Source organism: Pseudomonas sp. Xaverov 83 (assembly GCF_019352905.1).
GTDB classification, from domain to species: Bacteria; Pseudomonadota; Gammaproteobacteria; order Pseudomonadales; family Pseudomonadaceae; genus Aquipseudomonas; species Aquipseudomonas yamanorum.
This window is the reverse complement of record NZ_JAAAFU010000075.1, coordinates 287,388-306,863: the sequence shown is the minus strand read 5'-3', so window position 1 is coordinate 306,863 and position 19,476 is coordinate 287,388. Positions and strand designations below refer to the sequence as shown.

Genomic DNA, 19,476 nt, shown 5'->3' with positions numbered 1-19,476 from the left:
CTATGAAGATCCTGAAGTCACCCAAACCGGGCGATCTTTTCTACATTCCTGCCGTCGATGCTTCAGAGACGCCGGGATTCGTGATTGCCCGTTATATTGAGTTGATCCCACCTGCGCTAGGCCATCTGGTCGAGGTGTTCGCCCGGTTTTATACTCATATACCCAGCTCTATCGCTGAAGTAGACACTTCACATCGTCTCTTCAGACCTATTTTCTGCAGCATGCGCTTTTCCGATATCCCGCGCTGGAAGATTCTCTTTAGCGATCCAGATTATAAAAAAACTTCTTCCAACTATGAGTCCATCCAATTTGCCTTCGGCTCCAAAATCTGGATTGGTGCCCACATTCAAGCTGCAACACCTGAGCAACTCTCCGGCGTCGAACCCTCTATCTGCTGGCGCATGGATCATATTATCTACCGCGTTATAGCTCATTTGCGCCATGCACTGAACGAGAACGACTGTATGGGGCACTTCGAGTTACCCGAGGACTTGCGCGTTGGTAACGACGTTGCACTTGAACGTGTAAATAAAGCAGCGCATAGCATGCAAGAACTGTTCGACGACAAATAAAAATGGGCACCCGACCCAGTCGGCGTGCCCATTTTTTTATCCCGCGCTCACACTCGCATGTGCGTAGCGCAGGCTTCTTTACTTACGGATTGACGCTGTCTTTAAGCGACTTGCCTGGCTTGAACGCAACGGTGTTGCTCGCCTTGATTTTCACCGGCTCGCCGGTTTGCGGGTTTTTGCCGGTGCGGGCGCCGCGGTGGCGCTGCAGGAAGGTGCCGAAGCCCACCAGGGTGACGCTGTCCTTGCGATGCAGCGCGCCGGTGATTTCTTCGAGTACGGCGTTGAGTACGCGGTTGGCCTGTTCTTTGGTCAGGTCTGCTTTTTCAGCAATAGCGGCTGCGAGTTCTGGTTTACGCATAAGTGAAGCCTCTTTGACGGTTTTTTGTTGTTATGTCCGTGCTGCTCTCTTTCGGAGCAGCGCCCAAGGCGCCGCAGGCTCTACTCTGCGGCAGACGGGAGTGAGGATGGCATGCCATCGGGGCCTGCGCCAGTCTCATGGCGACCTTTCTACGGTCAAAATGATGCTTATTCCGACAGAACGACCAGCATTTACGCCAGTAGCGGCGGAAGTTCTTTGTTAAGGGCCAGTTTCTCCATCACGGCTGTGCCGGTTAGGGCGTAACCCAGCAGGCGGCCGCTGGCGTCGCGGCACAGGGCCTTGATGTCGCCGCCCTGCCCTTCGACGCTCCACACGCCTTCGGTACCCCGTGGCGGGGGCGAGACGACCAGTGGGCAGATCGGGGTCTTTACCGTGACCGGCATCGGGCCGTAGCTGACGGCCGTCGCGTTGCCCGCCAGGGTCTGGGCCAGGGCGCGGGCGCAGCTCATCAGCGGCATCACGTACAGCAGGTTCAGGCCATCGACCTCGGCGCAGTCGCCCAGGGCGTAGATGTTGGCGTGGGAGGTCTTGAGGTGGCGGTCCACCATAATCCCGCGGTTGGTCTGCAAGCCGGCAGCGGCGGCCAGATCGACACGCGGGCGCAGGCCGATGGCAGACACCACCAGGTCACACTGGATCACTTCGCCATCAGACAGGTGGGCTTCCAGGCCGTCAGCGGTGCGTTGCAGGCGATTGAGCACCGGGCCCAGGTGGAAACGCGCCCCCAGGCCTTCAAGGCCGGCCTGCACCGCCGCAGCCGCCGCCGGGTGCAGCAGCGTCGGCATGACTTGCTCGCACGGCGCCACCAGGTCGATCTCGTAGCCGCCGAGGATCAGGTCGTTGGCGAACTCGCAGCCGATCAGCCCGGCGCCCAGCAGCAGCACCCGGCGCTTACCGGCCGCAGCGGCACGAAAGCGTGCGTAGTCTTCAAGGTCGTTGATCGGGAAAATCAGGTCGGCAGCGTCGCCCTGTACCGGCACCCGCACAGTTTCTGCGCCCCAGGCCAGGATCAGGTCGCGGTAGATCACCGCTTCCTCACCGATCCACAAGCGCTTGTGGCCCGGATCGATGCCGCTGATACGGGTATGGGTGCGCACTTCGGCCTTCAGTTGCTCGGCCATGGCGCCCGGTTCAGCCATGCTCAGGCCGTCGGCTTCCTTGTTCTTGCCAAAGCCGGTGGAGAGCATGGGCTTGGAGTAGGAGCGCCCGTCATCTGCGGTGATCAGCAACAGCGGGGTTTCGCTATCGAGTTTGCGAAACTCCCGAGCCAGGTTGTAACCGGCCAAACCCGTGCCGACGATCACGACAGGTGCGTTCATTCCTTTCTCCTTGTAGTACGGTTCTTTAATGGCGTCTTAAATCAGCAATCAGCCGATTTCGATCATTTCGAAATCCATTTTGCCCACGCCGCAGTCCGGGCACAGCCAGTCTTCGGGGACGTCCTGCCACAGGGTGCCCGGGGCGATGCCGTCATCCGGCCATCCGTCTTTTTCGTCGTAGATCAAGCCACAGACGATACATTGCCACTTCTTCATTACTCGCTTCCTCAGGGTCCAGGCGTACTGGCCGACGGTCGATGGATCCAGCCTTGCCGTGCGGCTCAGGGCGTTTTGTACTGATCAGCAGGCGCAGATGCAAGCATGATCGACGCATGGGCCTGGCGCGCTCCGGCAAAAGTCCAGGGCTCCATGGTAAGCTCGCCGCCTCATTAACTGCCAATAATGACCCTCCGTGCCGCATTCAAACGCCCTTTCCGATGCTTGCCGATGGCTGACCCAGAGCCTTCTGAGCCCACTGCCCGCGCCGCTGACACTCAACTGGCTGTTCGATGAAGGTTCGCTGACCCGGCGCCTGACGCGCCTGTCCAACGATGGCTTCAGCGTGACGCCGCTGTTCGAAGGCTGGCAACCGCTGCGTGACGACGAATGCGCCACTCTGGACTTGCCCGCCGCCAGCATCGGCTGGGTGCGCGAGGTGCATTTGCGTGGCCATGGCCAGCCGTGGGTGTTTGCCCGCAGCGTGGCCGCCCGCAGCGCCTTGCAAGGCGACGGCTTGCACATGGACGAGTTGGGCAGCCGGTCGTTGGGGGAGTTGCTGTTTTGTGACCACGCCTTCACTCGCCAGGCCATCGAGGTGTGCCGCTACCCACGGGAATGGCTGCCCGTGGCGGACCAGGTCGATGACCTGTGGGCGCGCCGCTCGCGCTTTGATCGCGGGCCGCTGAGCGTGCTGGTGGCTGAAATCTTCCTGCCGACCCTGTGGCAAGCCGTGCACGACCATCCGGAGCGTTTCTGATGTACCAGCGCCTGCTCAAATCCCTGAATCGCTTGAACCCGAGGGCCTGGGACTTCATCCAGTTGACCCGCATGGACAAGCCCATCGGCATCTATCTGCTGCTGTGGCCCACGCTGTGGGCGCTGTGGATTGCCGGCAAGGGTTCGCCATCGCTGCTCAATATCGCGATCTTCGTGCTCGGCGTGATACTCACCCGGGCCGGTGGTTGCGTCATCAATGACTGGGCTGATCGCAAGGTCGATGGTCACGTGAAGCGCACCGAACAGCGGCCGCTGGTGAGCGGCAAGATCAGCTCGAAAGAGGCGCTGGTGTTCTTCGCGGTGCTGATGTTCATCAGCTTCCTGCTGGTATTGCTGACCAATTCCATGACGATCTGGCTGTCCCTGGGCGGCCTTGCGTTGGCGGCCAGTTATCCGTTCATGAAGCGCTACACCTACTACCCGCAGGTGGTATTGGGCGCGGCGTTTTCCTGGGGCATGCCGATGGCGTTCACCGCCGAGACGGGCAGCCTGCCAGCCGCAGCATGGCTGTTATACATCGCCAACCTGTTATGGACGGTGGGGTACGACACCTATTACGCCATGACCGATCGTGACGATGACCTGAAAATCGGGGTCAAATCCACCGCCATTCTGTTTGGCGATGCAGACCGGGTGATCATCCTGACGTTGCAGAGCCTGGCACTGGTTTGCCTGTGGCTGGCGGGCATGCGTTTTGAGCTGGGGGGCTGGTTCCACCTCGGTTTGCTGGCGGCGGCCGGGTGTTTTGCATGGGAGTTCTGGTACACCCGGGACAAGGACCGCCTCAAATGCTTCAAGGCGTTTTTGCACAACCACTGGGCCGGGTTGGCGATTTTTGTCGGGATTGTGGCGGACTATGGGTTTCGGTGAAGGGCCACGCCCCTCACCGCTAGCGGGTTGACTCAGGGCTTGGCGACCTTCCAGGCCCCGTCCATTTTGCCCTCGCCGGTCATGTCACCGGCCTTCTTGTCCATGACGAAGGTGTAGAGCGGTTTGCCGCTGTAGGCCCACTGGCTTTTCTGGTCGTCACGGGTGATGACGGTCCACTTGCCCATGGGCTTGTCGGTGGATTCCGCCATCAATGGCGGCCAATTGGCGGCGCACTTGTCGTTGCACATGGATTTGCCATCAGCGTCCTTGGCAAAGGTGTAGAGGGTCATGCCTTTGTGGTCCACCAGCATCCCGTCCTTGGTCATCGCCGGGTCTGCCGCAAACGCCAGTGTCGGCAGCGTTAACGCGGCCGTTACCAGCAGGGCTTTCCAGGAAAAAGTACTGTGAGTCATGGGAACCTTCCTTTTGTGGTTGTCAGGATTCGGACCCAAAGCGTAGTCCAGAGAGGCAAGGATTGCCCAAGCGGCTAAATTACTGTCACACGACTGCAATAATTCCGTTATCTAATGCGGCGCAAGACAGTTAAATGACAAGAGGATTTAGCATGGTTGGCAGGAGCATTCTGATCGTTGACGACGAAGCGCCCATTCGCGAGATGATCGCCGTTGCGTTGGAAATGGCCGGCTATGACTGCCTGGAGGCGGAGAACTCCCAGCAGGCCCATGCCATTATCGTCGACCGCAAGCCGGACCTGATCCTGCTGGACTGGATGCTGCCCGGCACCTCCGGCATCGAGCTGGCCCGCCGCCTCAAGCGTGACGAGCTGACCGGGGATATCCCGATCATCATGCTCACCGCCAAGGGCGAAGAGGACAACAAGATCCAGGGCCTGGAAGTCGGCGCCGATGACTACATCACCAAGCCCTTTTCCCCACGGGAACTGGTCGCCCGTCTGAAAGCCGTTCTGCGCCGTGCAGGCCCAACCGATGGCGAAGCGCCTATCGAAGTCGACGGCCTGATTCTGGACCCTATCAGCCACCGTGTGACCATCGACGGCAAACCCGCCGAGATGGGCCCCACGGAATACCGCCTGCTGCAATTCTTCATGACCCATCAGGAGCGCGCCTACACCCGCGGCCAACTGCTGGACCAGGTCTGGGGCGGCAACGTGTATGTCGAGGAGCGCACCGTCGACGTGCATATCCGCCGCCTGCGCAAAGCCTTGGGCGACGCTTACGAGAATCTGGTACAAACCGTGCGCGGCACCGGCTACCGGTTTTCAACCAAAGGCTGAGCCAGACTGAACTGCACAGACAGCTGAAAGGACGCGTGTTCAAGTGAATCAAAACTGGTATGGCACCCTGATCCGCCACATGCTCCTGTTGATCACTGGCTGCCTGCTGGTGGGCCTGGTCAGCGGCTATTACGGCTGGAGCCTGGCCGTCGGCCTGGGCGTCTACCTGGGCTGGACCCTCAAGCAATTGCTGCGCCTTCACGAGTGGCTGCGCCAGCACAAACCTGATGAAGCACCACCCGACGGTTACGGCCTGTGGTGCGAGGTGTTCGACAGCATCTACCATCTGCAGCGCCGCGACCAACGCGTACGCGGGCGCCTGCAAGCGGTGATCGATCGGGTGCAGGAGTCCACGGCCGCGCTGAAAGACGCCGTCATCATGCTCGACAGCGACGGCAACCTGGAATGGTGGAACCGCGCCGCAGAAACCCTGCTGGGCCTCAAGACGCCCCAGGACAGCGGCCAGCCGGTGACCAACCTGGTGCGCCACCCACGCTTCAAGGAATACTTCGAGCAGGACAACTACGAAGAAGCCCTGGAAATCCCGTCACCGACCAACGACCGCGTGCGTATCCAGCTGTACCTGACGCGCTACGGCAATAACGAACATTTGATGTTGGTGCGTGATGTCACGCGCATCCATCAGCTGGAACAGATGCGCAAGGATTTCGTCGCCAACGTCTCCCACGAGCTGCGCACGCCGCTGACGGTGATCTGCGGTTATCTTGAAACGCTGCTCGATAACGTTGAAGACGTGAACCCGCGCTGGACCCGCGCCCTGCAACAGATGCAGCAGCAAGGCTCGCGCATGCAAACCCTGCTCAACGACCTGCTGTTACTGGCCAAGCTGGAAGCCACCGATTACCCCTCGGACAACCACCCGGTACCGGTGCAAAGCCTGTTGCAGACCATCAAGAGCGACGCCCAGGCATTGTCCGGGCAGCGTGAACAGCAAATTACCCTCGAAGCCGACCCGTCGATCCTGCTCAAAGGCAGTGAGGGCGAGTTGCGCAGCGCGTTTTCCAACCTGGTGTTCAACGCCGTCAAATACACCCAGGACAAAGGCAACATCCGCATCCGCTGGTGGGCCGATGACCAGGGCGCGCACCTCAGCGTGCAGGACTCCGGAATGGGCATCGACGCCAAGCACTTGCCGCGCCTCACCGAGCGCTTCTACCGTGTCGACTCCAGCCGCAACTCCAACACCGGCGGCACCGGGCTCGGCCTGGCCATCGTCAAGCATGTGTTGCTGCGCCATCGCGCGCGACTGGAAATCAGCAGTGTGTTGGGCCATGGCAGTACCTTTACCTGCCATTTCCCGCCGGCACAGATGACACGCTCACGGGTCATTCATCAGGACGAGTAACCCTCCACCCGGCAGCCGCCACTAGGCAAGCGCCCCGTCAGCCGCTACATTGGCGGACTTGCGCCTGCCTTTCAGGCCCACCTGCTCACCCTTTTTGATTAGACGGAACCCGCAAAACCCCATCATGGACCCTTCCCCTGGCATCACCCTCGCGACACTCTTCGCCGACTTCGGCATGATTCTTTTTGCACTGATCCTGGTACTGCTCAACGGCTTTTTCGTTGCGGCGGAATTTGCCATGGTCAAACTGCGCTCGACCCGGGTCGAGGCCATCGCCCACAAGAACGGCTGGCGCGGGCAGATCCTGCGCACCGTACACAGCCAGCTCGACGCGTATCTGTCGGCCTGCCAGCTGGGTATCACCCTCGCCTCCCTGGGCCTGGGCTGGGTCGGTGAACCGGCCTTTGCGCACATCCTCGAGCCGTTGCTGGGCGCGATCGGCGTGCAATCGCCGGAAGTGATCAAGGGCGTGTCGTTCTTTGCCGCCTTCTTCGTCATCTCTTACCTGCACATCGTGGTCGGTGAACTGGCGCCCAAGTCCTGGGCCATTCGCAAGCCTGAGTTGCTGTCGCTGTGGACCGCCGTGCCGCTGTACCTGTTCTACTGGGCCATGTACCCGGCGATCTACCTGCTCAACGCCAGTGCCAACGCCATCCTGCGCATCGCCGGCCAAGGCGAGCCTGGCCCGCACCACGAGCACCATTACAGCCGTGAAGAACTGAAACTGATCCTGCACTCCAGCCGTGGCCAGGACCCGAGCGACCAAGGCATGCGCGTGCTGGCCTCCGCCGTGGAAATGGGTGAACTGGAAGTGGTGGACTGGGCCAACTCCCGGGAAGACCTGGTAACCCTGGACTTCAACGCTCCGCTCAAGGAAATCCTGGCGCTGTTCCGTCGCCACAAGTTCAGCCGCTACCCGGTGTACGACGCCGTGCGCAACGAGTTCGTCGGCCTGCTGCACATCAAGGACCTGCTGCTGGAACTGGCGGCCCTGGACCACATTCCCGAGTCGTTCAACCTGGCCGAGCTGACGCGCCCGCTGGAGCGCGTATCGCGCCACATGCCGCTGTCGCAACTGCTCGAACAGTTCCGTAAAGGCGGCGCGCACTTCGCCCTGGTGGAAGAAGCCGACGGCAAGGTCATCGGCTACCTGACCATGGAAGACGTGCTGGAAGTGCTGGTAGGCGACATCCAGGACGAACACCGCAAGGCCGAGCGCGGCATCCTCGCTTACCAGCCGGGCAAATTGCTGGTGCGTGGCGATACGCCGCTGTTCAAGGTGGAGCGCCTGTTGGGCGTAGACCTGGATCACATCGAGGCCGAAACCCTCGCCGGGCTGATCTACGACACCCTGAAACGGGTGCCGGAAGAGGAAGAAGTGCTGGAAGTCGAAGGCCTGCGCATCATCATCAAGAAGATGAAAGGGCCGAAGATCGTGTTGGCCAAGGTGCTGTTGCTGGATTAAGCCTTACCGCGTGCCCAGCGCAAAGTTGGGCAACGCCTGCACCGGCTGGTTGAATTCATAGGGAATCGACACCAGCCCCGACGCCGTCGTGCGCTGCACCACAAAATGCAGATGCGGCCCGCTGCTGTTGCCGGTATTGCCCGACAGTGCCAGCGGGCTGCCTACCGCTACTCGCTGCCCTTCCCTGACGCTGACCGAACCTTGCTTGAGGTGCAGGTACACACCCTGCGTGCCGTCATCGTGCTGTACCCGCACGAAATTGCCCGATGGATCGCTGCCGCGCCCGGATTGGGTGTTCTCGGTTTTCAGCACCACACCTGCGCGTGCCGCAATGATCGGCGTGCCTTCGGGCATGGCAATGTCCATCGCATAGCGGCTTTTGAGCTCGGAGTGGCTGAAGGTGCCGTTGGGGCCTTGGGTGAGACGGAACGGCCCGCCGCGCCAGGGTAATGGATAGCGATAGGATGCGGGCTGCAGAGGGAATACAGGCTTGGGAATCACCCGCTCCTGATACACAAACGCCTGCGCTCCGGGCGTGTATCGGTCGCTGAAGACCACAGCGCCGTCAGCGTCGATGGATTTGTAGAGGGTCATGGACATCGCCGGCATGACGACGGCGAACAGTCCACAGAACAGCAGTGAGCGCACGAGCATCGGGTTGGCCTGCCAGGGACGACTGAATGGCAGGCTAACAAGGGATCATGACAGTGCTATGTGGGCCTATCACGCACCCGGCACAAAATGCTTCTGTGCTGTCCCGCGGGCGATCAGCCGCGAGATGTAGTCGAGCTTCTGCGCATCCTGGTCGATAAACCGGAAGGTCAGTTGCAGCCAGTCACTGTCAGGCTTGGGTTCGTAGGCGACAACAGCGTGCAGGTAGCCGTTAAGACGGGCCACCTCGGCGTTTTCGCCCTGCTCCAGGTCGAGCACGGCGCTTTCCAGTACCTGAGGCAGGATTTCACCGCGACGCACCACCAGCAGCGCCTCCTTGATGCTCAGGGCTTTGATCACACATTGCTGGGTGCCACTGGACAGGCGCAGCTGGCCCTGGCCACGACCACCGGCTGGCGACGCTGCCGCAGCAGCCTGCACCGGCTGGCTGTTGAGCAGGCCTTTGCTCGGTGCGGCCACCGGAGCCGGCTTGAGCGCTTCAGGCTTGCCGCCGGTGAGGGCGCTCAGGGAGTCGTTGCCGAACGCCGAGTTCATCTTGGTCGGCGCGCTGGCGATCAGCGCGTCGAGGCGGCCGATCTTGTTCAGTGCCTGCTTGACCTTGTTTAGCAACTGCTCGTTGGTGAAGGGCTTGCTGACGTAGCCGGAAACCCCGGCCTGGATCGCCTGCACCACGTTTTCCTTGTCGCCACGGCTGGTCACCATGACAAACGGCATGGCTTTGAGATGAGGCTGCTCACGGCACCAGGTCAACAGTTCCAGGCCGGACATTTCCGGCATTTCCCAGTCGCACAACACCATGTCGAAGGTTTCGCGCATCAGGATGGCCTGGGCCTTTTTGCCGTTCACCGCGTCTTCGATCTTGATTCCCGGAAAGTAGTTACGCAGGCACTTCTTCACCAGGTCGCGAATAAACGAGGCGTCATCCACCACCAATACACTGACTTTGCTCATCGACCCTTCATCCTATAAAAACCCCGGCAAGCATAACGCTTCGCTGATGGCGTTTTGCCAAAAATTCCAACGCCACAAACGAAAACGCCCGACCAAAGGCCGGGCGTTTATTTCTCGGGCAATCTTACTTATCGTCAGGAACGCCCGGAACATTAGGGATTTGATCGGTTGTGCCTTCAACTTCTGCTTTCATGCGCTTGAGGCCCATGTGCCGCACGTCGGTACCACGGACCAGGTAGATCACCAGTTCCGAGATATTGCGCGCGTGGTCGCCGATGCGCTCCAGCGAGCGCAGCACCCAGATGATGCTCAATACCCGCGAGATAGAACGCGGGTCTTCCATCATGTAAGTCGCCAGCTCGCGCAGGGCGGTCTTGTATTCGCGGTCGATAATCTTGTCGTACTGGGCCACCGACAACGCCAGCTCGGCGTCGAAGCGGGCAAACGCGTCAAGGGCGTCGCGAACCATGTTGCGCACCTGGTCACCGATGTGGCGCACTTCCACGTAACCGCGCGGCGCTTCGCCTTCCTCACACAACTGGATGGCGCGGCGAGCGATCTTGGTGGCTTCATCGCCGATACGCTCCAGGTCGATCACCGACTTGGAAATGCTGATGATCAAACGCAAGTCGGACGCCGCCGGCTGACGGCGGGCCAGGATGCGCAGGCATTCCTCGTCGATGTTGCGTTCCATCTGGTTGATCTGGTCATCGATCTCGCGCACTTGCTGAGCCAGGCCGGAGTCGGCCTCGATCAGCGCAGTAACCGCGTCGTTGACTTGCTTCTCCACCAGACCGCCCATGGCCAGGAGGTGGCTGCGCACTTCCTCAAGCTCGGCGTTGAACTGCGCGGAGATGTGATGGGTAAGGCCTTCTTTGCTAATCATGTTGGCGTCCTTGGAACGTCCAGTAAGGTGCGGTCGACCGCAGCATCAGTTCAGTGAGCAACCCGCTACCTGCTAGCCATAGCGACCGGTGATGTAGTCTTCGGTCTGCTTCTTCGCCGGGTTGGTGAACAGGGTATCGGTGTCACCAAATTCCACCAGTTTGCCCATGTACATGAACGCGGTGTAGTCGGAAACCCGCGCTGCCTGTTGCATGTTGTGGGTCACGATGACGATGGTGAACTTGGATTTCAGTTCGTAGATCAGCTCTTCGACTTTCAGCGTGGAGATGGGGTCGAGTGCCGAGCAGGGTTCGTCGAGCAGCAGTACTTCCGGCTCCACGGCGATGGTACGGGCGATCACCAGACGTTGCTGCTGGCCGCCGGACAAACCGAGGGCCGACTCGTGCAGGCGGTCCTTGACCTCGTCCCACAGTGCCGCGCCTTTCAATGCCCACTCAACAGCTTCGTCGAGGATGCGCTTCTTGTTGATGCCCTGGATACGCAGGCCGTAGACCACGTTTTCATAGATGGTCTTGGGGAACGGGTTGGGCTTCTGGAACACCATGCCCACCCGGCGACGCAGCTCGGCCACGTCTTCGCCCTTGCGGTAGATGTTGGTGCCGTAGAGGTTGATCGCGCCCTCGACGCGGCAGCCGTCCACCAGATCGTTCATCCGGTTGAAGGTGCGCAGCAGGGTCGACTTGCCGCAACCGGACGGACCGATGAAGGCGGTCACGCGCTGCTTCGGGATGTTCATGCTGACGTCATACAGCGCCTGCTTGTCACCGTAGTAAAGGCTCAGGCCAGGGACTTCGATGGCCACGGTTTCCTGGGCCAGGCTCAGGCTCTGCTTGTCGCGACCCAGGGCTGACATGTTGATGCCGTGGGAATGGGTTTCATGTTGCATGGGATGCTCCCTGTGCTACCAATTCGTTTCGTTGAACCGCCGGGGCGGCTTACTCAAAATCTGTGTCTACCGCTAACCCTGTGGGAGCTGGCTTGCCTGCGATGGCATCACCGCGGTGTACCTGTTCAACCGAGTCGCCGGCATCGCAGGCAAGCCAGCTCCCACAGGTGCCCGCTTAACTGTCCAGCGCCTTGTACTTCTCGCGCAGGTGGTTACGAATCCACACCGCCGACAAGTTGAGCGTGGCGATCACCAGCACCAGCAGCAGCGCGGTGGCGTACACCAGCGGCCGCGCGGCCTCGACGTTGGGGCTCTGGAAGCCGACGTCATAGATATGGAAGCCCAAGTGCATGATCTTCTGGTCCAGGTGCAGGTACGGGTAGTTGCCGTCCACCGGCAGCGACGGCGCCAGTTTCACCACACCCACCAGCATCAGCGGCGCCACTTCACCGGCGGCGCGGGCCACGGCGAGGATCATGCCGGTCATCATCGCCGGGCTGGCCATCGGCAGGACGATCTTCCACAGCGTTTCCGCCTTGGTCGCCCCCAGTGCCAAAGAACCTTCACGTACGGTGCGAGGGATCCGCGCCAGGCCTTCTTCGGTGGCCACGATCACCACGGGTACCGCCAGCAGCGCCAGGGTCAGGGACGCCCAGAGCAGGCCAGGCGTACCGAAGGTCGGTGCCGGCAAGGCTTCGGCGAAGAACAGCCGGTCGACCGAGCCGCCCAGTACGTACACAAAGAAGCCGAGGCCGAATACGCCGTAAACGATGGCGGGTACACCGGCCAGGTTGTTCACAGCGATACGGATGATCCGCGTCAGGGTGTTCTGCTTGGCGTATTCACGCAGGTACACCGCCGCCAGCACGCCGAACGGGGTCACGATCATCGCCATGATCAGGGTCATCATCACGGTGCCGAAGATCGCCGGGAAAATCCCGCCTTCGGTGTTCGCTTCCCGCGGGTCGTCGCTGAGGAATTCCCAGACCTTGCTGAAGTAGAAGCCGACCTTGGTCATGTAACCCATGGCGTTCGGCTGGTAGGCATGCACCACCTTGCCGATGCCGATTTCGATTTCTTTGCCGTTGGCATCGCGGGCGGTGAGGCTGTCGCGGTTGAACTGGGTGTGCAGGTCCGCCAGGCGGGCTTCGATGTCTTTGTAGCGGTTGTTCAGTTCGGCGCGGCCGCTGTCCATGTCGGCCTGGGCGGTGGCGTCCAGCTTGCCTTCCAGCTCCAGCTTGCGACCGTGCAGGCGGATGCGTTCGAGGCCAGCGTTGATGGCGCCGATGTCGGACTTCTCAAGGGTCTTGAGCTGGGCCGCGAGCTTGTTGACGCGGTCCACACGGGCTTGCAGTTCCGGCCAGGCCGCTTCGCCTTCAGCGATGACCTTGCCGTCCTGCTTGACGTTGACCAGGGTGCCGTAGAAGTTGCCCCACTCACGACGCTCGATGGCCATCAGTTCGACCGGCTTGGTCTGGTTGGTCAGCCACTCGCCGACGATCCAGGTGAAGTCGTTGCCGTTCAGGTCACGGTTGCCGACCTTGATCAGCTCGCGAGTCATGAACTCCGGGCCTTGGTCCGGCACCGGCAGGCCAGCGCTTTTCAGGCGCTCGCGAGGCACTTCCTCTTTCTGCACCACTTCGCCGACAACGATGTGATTTTCCTGGCCCGGCACGTTGTAGCTGGCCTGGATCAGGTCGGCCGGCCAGAAGTGGCCCAGGCCACGCACGGCAATCACGGCCAGCAAACCAATGGTCATGATGACCGCGATGGACACCGCGCCACCGCTGATCCAGACGCCCGGGGCGCCGCTCTTGAACCATCCATTCAGGGAGTTCTGTTTCACAGACTTCTACCTTTCTTAAAGCGACGAGTATTTCTTGCGCAGACGCTGACGAATCAGCTCGGCGAGGGTGTTCATGATGAAGGTGAACAGCAGCAGCACCAGCGCCGAGAGGAACAGCACGCGGTAGTGGCTGCCGCCCACTTCCGATTCGGGCATTTCCACCGCGACGTTGGCCGCCAGGGTGCGCAGGCCTTCAAACAGGTTCATCTCCATCACCGGCGTGTTACCTGTGGCCATCAGCACGATCATGGTTTCACCGACCGCGCGGCCCATGCCGATCATCAGCGCCGAGAAGATGCCCGGGCTGGCAGTCAGGATCACCACGCGGGTCATGGTCTGCCATGGCGTGGCGCCCAGGGCCAGGGAGCCCAGGGTCAGGCCGCGCGGCACGCTGAATACGGCGTCTTCGGCGATGGAGTAGATGTTCGGGATGACCGCAAAACCCATGGCCAGGCCGACTACCAGGGCGTTGCGCTGGTCGTAGGTGATGCCCAGGTCGTGGGAGATCCACATGCGCATGTCGCCACCGAAGAACCAGGTTTCCAGGTACGGGCTCATGTACAGCGAGAGCCAGCCCACAAACAGGATCACCGGGATCAGGATTGCGCTTTCCCAGCCATCCGGGACCCGCAGGCGGATCGACTCAGGCAGGCGGCTGAAGATGAAGCCGGCCACCAGGATGCCAATCGGCAGCAGCATCAGCAGGCTGAAAATCCCCGGCAAATGCCCTTCGACATACGGCGCCAGGAACAGGCCGGCGAAGAAGCCGAGGATCACCGTCGGCATCGCTTCCATCAACTCGATCACCGGCTTGACCTTGCGGCGCAGGCTCGGAGCCATGAAGTAGGCGGTGTAGATCGCAGCGGCGACGGCCAGTGGCGCCGCCAGCAGCATGGCGTAGAACGCGGCCTTCAGGGTACCGAAGGTCAGGGGCGCCAGGCTCATCTTGGGTTCGAAGTCGGTGTTGGCGGCGGTCGATTGCCAGACGTATTTAGGCTCGTCGTAGTTTTCGTACCAGACCTTGCTCCACAGCGCGCTCCAGGAAACTTCCGGGTGCGGGTTGTCCAGCAGCAGCGGTTGCAGCTTGCCACCGGCTTCGACGATCACCCGGTTGGCCCGTGGCGACATGCCGAAGATACCGGTGCCATCGACCACTTGGTCCACCAGCAACGTGCGGTGGGCGGTGCTGTGGAACACGCCGAACTTGCCGGAAGCGTCGAGGGCGGTGAAGCCTTTGCGACGTTCTTCAGCGGTGATTTCAACGATAGGCGCAGTGCCCATCTGGAAGGTACGGATCTGCTTCAGGCGTTGTTCGCCGTCCGGGTCGCGGGCCATGAACCACTGCGCCAGGCCACCGCTGGAGTTACCGATGATCAGCGAGATGCCGCCCACCAATTGGGTGCTGGCCGTGACTTGCGCCACGCCGTCGTCCAACAACTTGTAGCGACCGTTGAGGCTCTTGTCCCGCAGGCTGAAAACGTCGGCCTGGGCGCGGCCGTTGATCACGTACAGCCACTGCTGGCGTGGATCAACGAAGATGGCTTTCACCGGCTCGGTCATTTGCGGCAGTTCAATGCGCTTCTGCTCGGTGGTGACTTCCTCGGTCATCATGTTTTCTTCACGGCTGATGGACAGCACGTTCAGATGGGCACCACTGGAACCGGCCACCACCAGCGTCGAGTCGGTCGCGTTCAAGGCGACGTGCTCAAGGGAGCGGCCTTGTTCGTCGAGGACGATCGGCGTTTCGCCGTAAGGGTATTCGACGGCTGGGGAGATGGTCTTCTTGCCGTCCGGGTACGACACTTTATAAGTGTGGCGGAACACCAGGGACTGGCCGTTGGACAGGCCGAGGATCACCAGCGGGCTGCCAGGCTGATCTTCACCAATAGAGGCGACTGTCACACCCGCCGGCAACGGCAGGTCAACGCGCTTGAGTTCAGCCCCCGTGTCAACGTTGAAGAACAGCGCCTGGCCTTTGTCGGAAACCCGCATGGCGACCTGGTTCTGTTCTTCCATGGAGATCATCAGCGGTTTGCCGGCGTCCTGCAGCCAGGCAGGCGCCAGGGCGTCTTCCTTGGTCAGGTTGGCGCCGTGAAACAGCGGAGCGACCACATAGGCGAGGAAGAAGAAGATCAAGGTGATCGCGCCCAGGACGGCGAGGCCGCCAATCAGCACATACCAGCGGGTCAGGCGATCCTTGAGCGCGCGCATACGGCGCTTGCGTTGCAGTTCAGGCGTATTGAAATCAATGCGCTTGGGGGGAGAAGTCGTCGTCATGGTGGAATTGGCCAGATCATTCATGCGCACACCCTAGCGATCCTGTATGACAGAAAGATGACAATGCAGTGACGCAAGAAATCCGCCGCGTAGCAGGGCTGGCAGCGGATTAAAAAATGGGAGGCGAGGCCCAGGTCTTACAGACCCCGCCCAGGCCTTGAACCGTGGGTAAACCCCGGTTCAAGGCAGGTTTACCGGAGGCTTATTTGCCACCTTCTTTCAGGCCCAGGTCAGCCAGTGCCTTGGCGGCAACTTTGGCTGGCAGCGGGATGTAGCCGTCTTTCACTACAACTTCCTGGCCCTGTTTGGACAGAACCAGCTTCACGAACTCAGCTTCCAGCGGGGCCAGAGGCTTGTTCGGGGCTTTGTTGACGTAGACGTAGAGGAAGCGCGACAGCGGGTATTTGCCGTTCAGGGCGTTTTCTTCGCTGTCTTCGATGAAGTCAGTGCTGCCTTTCTTGGCCAGGGCCACGGTCTTCACGCTGGCGGTTTTGTAACCAATGCCCGAGTAACCGATACCGTTCAGCGAGGAGCTGATGGACTGCACAACCGACGCCGAACCAGGTTGTTCGTTCACGTTAGGTTTGTAGTCGCCCTTGCACAGGGCTTCTTCCTTGAAGTAGCCGTAGGTGCCGGATACCGAGTTACGACCGAACAGTTGCACTGGCTTGTTGGCCAGGTCGCCGGTCACGCCCAGGTCGCCCCAGGTCTTGACGTCAGCTTTGGCGCCGCACAGACGAGTCGAGGAGAAGATCGCGTCGACTTGTTCCATGGTCAGGTGCTGGATCGGGTTGTCCTTGTGCACGAACACGGCCAGGGCATCCACGGCAACCGGGATAGCGGTTGGCTTGTAGCCGTACTTCTGCTCGAAGGCAGCCAGTTCGGTGTCCTTCATCTTGCGGCTCATCGGGCCCAGGTTGGAGGTGCCTTCAGTCAGCGCAGGAGGTGCAGTGGCGGAGCCGGCGGCCTGAATCTGGATGTTGACGTTCGGGTATTCCTTTTTGTAACCCTCAGCCCACAGGGTCATCAGGTTTGCCAGGGTATCGGAACCAACGCTGGACAGGTTGCCCGACACACCAGTGGTCTTCACGTAAGCCGGAATTGCCGGGTCAACACCAGCGGCTACCGCGTTAGCGGTCGCAACGCCAGCAGCGACAAAAGTCATTGCCGCCATCAAACGTTTCAGTTTCATGCCTTGCTCCTAGCAGATAGGGATAGTTGGATCGGGGCCAAGTATCGGTAGGCCGTGTGAACACTCTATGTCTGGAATATGACAATTAGATGAAAGGCCAGCATTTATGAAAAAGCTGACAGGAAGGAGAAACGTCAATAAATCCGGGGCTTGCGAGGAGGCTGGAGCGATTTCGTGGAAACAATCTGTAATCGTTGTAAGGCAAAATCTGTGGCGAGGGAGCTAGCTCCCGTTGGGTCGAGTAGCGGCCCCCAAAATGGAACTGCTGCGCAGTTCAACGGGAGCAAGCTCCCTCGCCACAAGGTTATCCGTCAGTTTTCAAAAAACGTGTCAGCGCCCACGCTTCCACAGGTACCCACCCACGGCCATCCCCATCACGCACAGGACAGCCACGTAGTAAGCAGGACCCATCGGGCTTTCCTTCATCAGCAGCGACACCGCCAAGGGTGTCAGGCCACCGAATACGGCATAGGCGACGTTGTAGGAAAACGACAAACCACTGAAACGCACCACTGGCGGGAACGCTTTCACCATGACATAGGGCACCACACCGATGGTGCCTACAAACAGGCCGGTCAAGGCGTACAACGGGAACAGCCAATCCGGGTGCGCCATCAGGCTGTGATAGAGCGTCCAGGAAGTTGCCAGCAACAGCGCGCAACCGATGATCAGCACACGCCCGGCACCGAATCGATCGGCCAGGGCCCCGGAGGCAATACACCCCAGGCTCAGGGTGACGATGGCCAGGCTATTGGCCTGCAGCGCCACCGTAGGGCTGAAGTGGTAGACCGTTTGCAGCACGGTCGGCGTCATCAGGATAACGACGACCACACCGGCCGAGAGTAACCAGGTCAGCAGCATCGACAACACGATGGCCCCACGGTGGTCACGCAACACGGCGCGCAATGGCAGCTCGGCCGCCAGGGTCTTGCGCTGCTGCATCTCGGCGAAGATCGGCGTTTCGTGCAGCCAGCGACGCAGGTACACCGACAACAGGCCGAACACACCACCCAGCAGGAACGGAATCCGCCAGGCGTAATCCGACACCTGCTCCGGGCTATAAAGGGTGTTGATGGCAGTGGCCACCAGCGAACCCAACAGAATGCCCGCCGTCAGGCCGCTGGTCAGGGTGCCACAGGCATAACCGATGTGACGGGGTGGCACATGTTCGGAAACAAACACCCACGCGCCTGGCACTTCACCGCCAATCGCCGCGCCCTGGATCACGCGCATCAGCAGCAACAGGATCGGCGCCCACAGGCCGATCTGCGCGTAGGTCGGCAGCAGGCCCATGATCAGGGTCGGCACGGCCATCATGAAGATGCTCAGGGTGAACATCTTCTTGCGCCCCAGCAGGTCGCCGAAGTGCGCCATGATGATCCCGCCCAGCGGGCGCGCCAGGTAGCCGGCGGCGAAGATGCCGAAGGTCTGCATCATGCGCAGCCATTCGGGCATCTCGGCAGGGAAAAACAGTTTCCCGACCACTGTGGCGAAAAACACGAAAATGATGAAGTCGTAGAATTCCAGCGCCCCGCCCAAGGCAGACAGCGACAGGGTTTTGTAGTCGTTGCGGGTCAGCGGGCGCGAGGGTTGCGCACTGCTTGCGGGCACGGAGGACATGGCAAGGCTTCTCTTATAGTAGTCAGGACGGCAAGCCCGGGACTTGCGGCAGGCTTGGCAAGATAGCAAATCGCTTGAAAAAGCACAGCGTTGGGCCGTTAACAGTTCAGATAAGCGAAATATTCCCGTAGCAGAAGCGCAATTAGCATGAGCAGGAGCACAGTTGCCGGAAAAAGCCGCGATACAGCCTCTATTTACCGACCAAATGAGCGCCGGGAGGTCGTCGTGGCGCCGACGGCTCGATATACTCGCCCATTGCAAGCGCCAGACCCGCATCCTTGAGGGGCTGCTGTGCCAAAACGCCGTTGGCTGCCCGCCAGCCGATTTGGCAGAGTTTCCCTTTAGTACGCCTTACGAGAAACGCATCGAGCGGTGTATGTTGGTGCTGAAACGTTTTTCCAGAGACGGCTATCCACTTGAAATACCCATAAAGCGTCACGGGTCAGAGGCACCGGCATGATCGAACTCGAACAAGAAGATCCTATCCCGCAAGGCGATCTCGCCCTGCAAATTACCGCACTCCCGCGTGAAACCAACGGTTTCGGCGACATCTTCGGCGGCTGGCTGGTCGCGCAGATGGACCTGGCCGGCACCGCCATGGCGAGCAAGGTTGCCGGTGGCCGCGTCGCGACCGTGGCGATTGATCGCATGGCATTCCTGGTGCCGGTGGCCGTCGGCGCGCAGTTGTCCTTCTATACCCAGGCCCTGGAAATCGGCCGCAGCTCGATCCAGATGATGGTCGAAGTGTGGAGCGACGACCCGCTGTCCAGCGAATGGCGCAAAGTCACCGAGGCGGTGTTTGTGTTCGTTGCCATTGATGGCAGCGGTCGCACCCGGTCGGTTCCGTCACGGGCGCGTTAAACATCGCGACGTTTTGACGGTCCATTGCCCCATTGTCTGCCAT

The 19,476-nt window shown here is 60.7% G+C and carries 19 protein-coding genes; 7 read left to right on the top strand and 12 right to left on the bottom strand.

Annotated features, from left to right (window positions below; all coding sequences use genetic code 11):
• Window positions 1-2: 2 nt before the first annotated feature.
• Window positions 3-572, top strand: coding sequence for a hypothetical protein (locus K0H47_RS22650; protein WP_063033822.1), 570 nt, complete (start codon window positions 3-5; stop codon window positions 570-572).
• 82 nt (window positions 573-654) lie between these two features.
• Here K0H47_RS22650 and K0H47_RS22645 read toward each other — a convergent pair whose 3' ends face one another.
• The 3 genes from K0H47_RS22645 to K0H47_RS22635 form a co-directional block, all read right to left on the bottom strand.
• Window positions 655-930, bottom strand: coding sequence for an HU family DNA-binding protein (locus tag K0H47_RS22645; RefSeq protein ID WP_003213368.1), 276 nt, complete (start codon window positions 928-930; stop codon window positions 655-657).
• Window positions 931-1,121: 191 nt separating this feature from the next.
• Complete coding sequence (locus tag K0H47_RS22640; protein ID WP_063033821.1) at window positions 1,122-2,270, bottom strand: NAD(P)/FAD-dependent oxidoreductase; 1,149 nt, start codon at window positions 2,268-2,270, stop codon at window positions 1,122-1,124.
• 48 nt (window positions 2,271-2,318) lie between these two features.
• Window positions 2,319-2,486: a rubredoxin gene (locus K0H47_RS22635; RefSeq protein WP_017476746.1), complete on the bottom strand. Its 168-nt coding sequence runs from the start codon at window positions 2,484-2,486 to the stop codon at window positions 2,319-2,321.
• Between the two features lie 196 nt (window positions 2,487-2,682).
• Here K0H47_RS22635 and K0H47_RS22630 point away from each other — a divergent pair, with 196 nt between their 5' ends.
• Entirely contained in the window at window positions 2,683-3,246 is a 564-nt protein-coding gene (locus K0H47_RS22630) for a chorismate lyase (RefSeq protein ID WP_219273693.1), read from the top strand.
• Window positions 3,246-4,136, top strand: a complete 891-nt coding sequence (ubiA, locus tag K0H47_RS22625) for a 4-hydroxybenzoate octaprenyltransferase (RefSeq protein ID WP_063033819.1) — start codon at window positions 3,246-3,248, stop codon at window positions 4,134-4,136. Before K0H47_RS22630 ends, ubiA begins: the two co-directional genes overlap by 1 nt.
• A 32-nt stretch (window positions 4,137-4,168) precedes the next feature.
• On the opposite strand, the gene K0H47_RS22620 is transcribed toward ubiA, so the two are convergent.
• A complete protein-coding gene (locus K0H47_RS22620; protein WP_063033818.1) occupies window positions 4,169-4,549 on the bottom strand; it encodes a hypothetical protein in 381 nt (126 codons plus the stop codon).
• A 152-nt stretch (window positions 4,550-4,701) separates the two neighbouring features.
• Here K0H47_RS22620 and phoB point away from each other — a divergent pair, with 152 nt between their 5' ends.
• The 3 genes from phoB to K0H47_RS22605 all read left to right on the top strand — a co-directional run bounded on the left by phoB (window position 4,702) and on the right by K0H47_RS22605 (window position 8,222).
• Complete coding sequence (phoB, locus tag K0H47_RS22615) at window positions 4,702-5,391, top strand: phosphate regulon transcriptional regulator PhoB (protein ID WP_003195617.1); 690 nt, start codon at window positions 4,702-4,704, stop codon at window positions 5,389-5,391.
• 43 nt (window positions 5,392-5,434) lie between these two features.
• On the top strand, window positions 5,435-6,757 hold the full coding sequence (phoR, locus tag K0H47_RS22610) for a phosphate regulon sensor histidine kinase PhoR (RefSeq protein WP_219273691.1): 1,323 nt from the start codon (window positions 5,435-5,437) through the stop codon (window positions 6,755-6,757).
• 124 nt (window positions 6,758-6,881) lie between these two features.
• Window positions 6,882-8,222 carry a hemolysin family protein gene (locus K0H47_RS22605; protein ID WP_003213385.1) on the top strand — a complete coding sequence of 447 codons (1,341 nt, stop codon included), beginning with the start codon at window positions 6,882-6,884 and terminating at the stop codon, window positions 8,220-8,222.
• A 3-nt stretch (window positions 8,223-8,225) separates the two neighbouring features.
• Here K0H47_RS22605 and K0H47_RS22600 read toward each other — a convergent pair whose 3' ends face one another.
• From K0H47_RS22600 to K0H47_RS22565, 8 genes are all read right to left on the bottom strand, one after another.
• On the bottom strand, window positions 8,226-8,876 hold the full coding sequence (locus K0H47_RS22600; RefSeq protein ID WP_093203613.1) for a M23 family metallopeptidase: 651 nt from the start codon (window positions 8,874-8,876) through the stop codon (window positions 8,226-8,228).
• 69 nt (window positions 8,877-8,945) lie between these two features.
• Complete coding sequence (locus K0H47_RS22595; protein ID WP_201140741.1) at window positions 8,946-9,845, bottom strand: response regulator; 900 nt, start codon at window positions 9,843-9,845, stop codon at window positions 8,946-8,948.
• 124 nt (window positions 9,846-9,969) lie between these two features.
• Window positions 9,970-10,731, bottom strand: a complete 762-nt coding sequence (gene phoU, locus K0H47_RS22590) for a phosphate signaling complex protein PhoU (RefSeq protein WP_063033814.1) — start codon at window positions 10,729-10,731, stop codon at window positions 9,970-9,972.
• 72 nt (window positions 10,732-10,803) lie between these two features.
• On the bottom strand, window positions 10,804-11,637 hold the full coding sequence (pstB, locus tag K0H47_RS22585) for a phosphate ABC transporter ATP-binding protein PstB (RefSeq protein WP_017476754.1): 834 nt from the start codon (window positions 11,635-11,637) through the stop codon (window positions 10,804-10,806).
• A gap of 175 nt (window positions 11,638-11,812) precedes the next feature.
• Window positions 11,813-13,483 (bottom strand): phosphate ABC transporter permease PstA, encoded by a 1,671-nt coding sequence (gene pstA / locus K0H47_RS22580; RefSeq protein ID WP_017476755.1) that lies wholly within the window; start codon window positions 13,481-13,483, stop codon window positions 11,813-11,815.
• 15 nt (window positions 13,484-13,498) lie between these two features.
• A complete protein-coding gene (locus K0H47_RS22575; RefSeq protein ID WP_371103569.1) occupies window positions 13,499-15,532 on the bottom strand; it encodes an ABC transporter permease subunit in 2,034 nt (677 codons plus the stop codon).
• 430 nt (window positions 15,533-15,962) lie between these two features.
• Complete coding sequence (locus K0H47_RS22570; protein WP_003213401.1) at window positions 15,963-16,952, bottom strand: phosphate ABC transporter substrate-binding protein PstS; 990 nt, start codon at window positions 16,950-16,952, stop codon at window positions 15,963-15,965.
• A 330-nt stretch (window positions 16,953-17,282) separates the two neighbouring features.
• Window positions 17,283-18,572, bottom strand: coding sequence for an MFS transporter (locus tag K0H47_RS22565; RefSeq protein ID WP_063033811.1), 1,290 nt, complete (start codon window positions 18,570-18,572; stop codon window positions 17,283-17,285).
• A gap of 456 nt (window positions 18,573-19,028) precedes the next feature.
• On the opposite strand from K0H47_RS22565, the gene K0H47_RS22560 reads away from it, so the two are divergent.
• On the top strand, window positions 19,029-19,433 hold the full coding sequence (locus K0H47_RS22560; protein ID WP_003176975.1) for an acyl-CoA thioesterase: 405 nt from the start codon (window positions 19,029-19,031) through the stop codon (window positions 19,431-19,433).
• Window positions 19,434-19,476 lie beyond the last annotated feature (43 nt).

Coding starts and splice junctions, on each gene's coding strand:
- K0H47_RS22650 (WP_063033822.1), top strand. CDS start 3: ATGAAGATCCTGAAGTCACCCAAACCGGGCGATCTTTTCTACATTCCT.
- K0H47_RS22645 (WP_003213368.1), bottom strand. CDS start 930: ATGCGTAAACCAGAACTCGCAGCCGCTATTGCTGAAAAAGCAGACCTG.
- K0H47_RS22640 (WP_063033821.1), bottom strand. CDS start 2,270: ATGAACGCACCTGTCGTGATCGTCGGCACGGGTTTGGCCGGTTACAAC.
- K0H47_RS22635 (WP_017476746.1), bottom strand. CDS start 2,486: ATGAAGAAGTGGCAATGTATCGTCTGTGGCTTGATCTACGACGAAAAA.
- ubiA (WP_063033819.1), top strand. CDS start 3,246: ATGTACCAGCGCCTGCTCAAATCCCTGAATCGCTTGAACCCGAGGGCC.
- K0H47_RS22620 (WP_063033818.1), bottom strand. CDS start 4,549: ATGACTCACAGTACTTTTTCCTGGAAAGCCCTGCTGGTAACGGCCGCG.
- phoB (WP_003195617.1), top strand. CDS start 4,702: ATGGTTGGCAGGAGCATTCTGATCGTTGACGACGAAGCGCCCATTCGC.
- K0H47_RS22605 (WP_003213385.1), top strand. CDS start 6,882: ATGGACCCTTCCCCTGGCATCACCCTCGCGACACTCTTCGCCGACTTC.
- K0H47_RS22600 (WP_093203613.1), bottom strand. CDS start 8,876: ATGCTCGTGCGCTCACTGCTGTTCTGTGGACTGTTCGCCGTCGTCATG.
- K0H47_RS22595 (WP_201140741.1), bottom strand. CDS start 9,845: ATGAGCAAAGTCAGTGTATTGGTGGTGGATGACGCCTCGTTTATTCGC.
- phoU (WP_063033814.1), bottom strand. CDS start 10,731: ATGATTAGCAAAGAAGGCCTTACCCATCACATCTCCGCGCAGTTCAAC.
- pstB (WP_017476754.1), bottom strand. CDS start 11,637: ATGCAACATGAAACCCATTCCCACGGCATCAACATGTCAGCCCTGGGT.
- K0H47_RS22570 (WP_003213401.1), bottom strand. CDS start 16,952: ATGAAACTGAAACGTTTGATGGCGGCAATGACTTTTGTCGCTGCTGGC.
- K0H47_RS22565 (WP_063033811.1), bottom strand. CDS start 18,572: ATGTCCTCCGTGCCCGCAAGCAGTGCGCAACCCTCGCGCCCGCTGACC.
- K0H47_RS22560 (WP_003176975.1), top strand. CDS start 19,029: ATGATCGAACTCGAACAAGAAGATCCTATCCCGCAAGGCGATCTCGCC.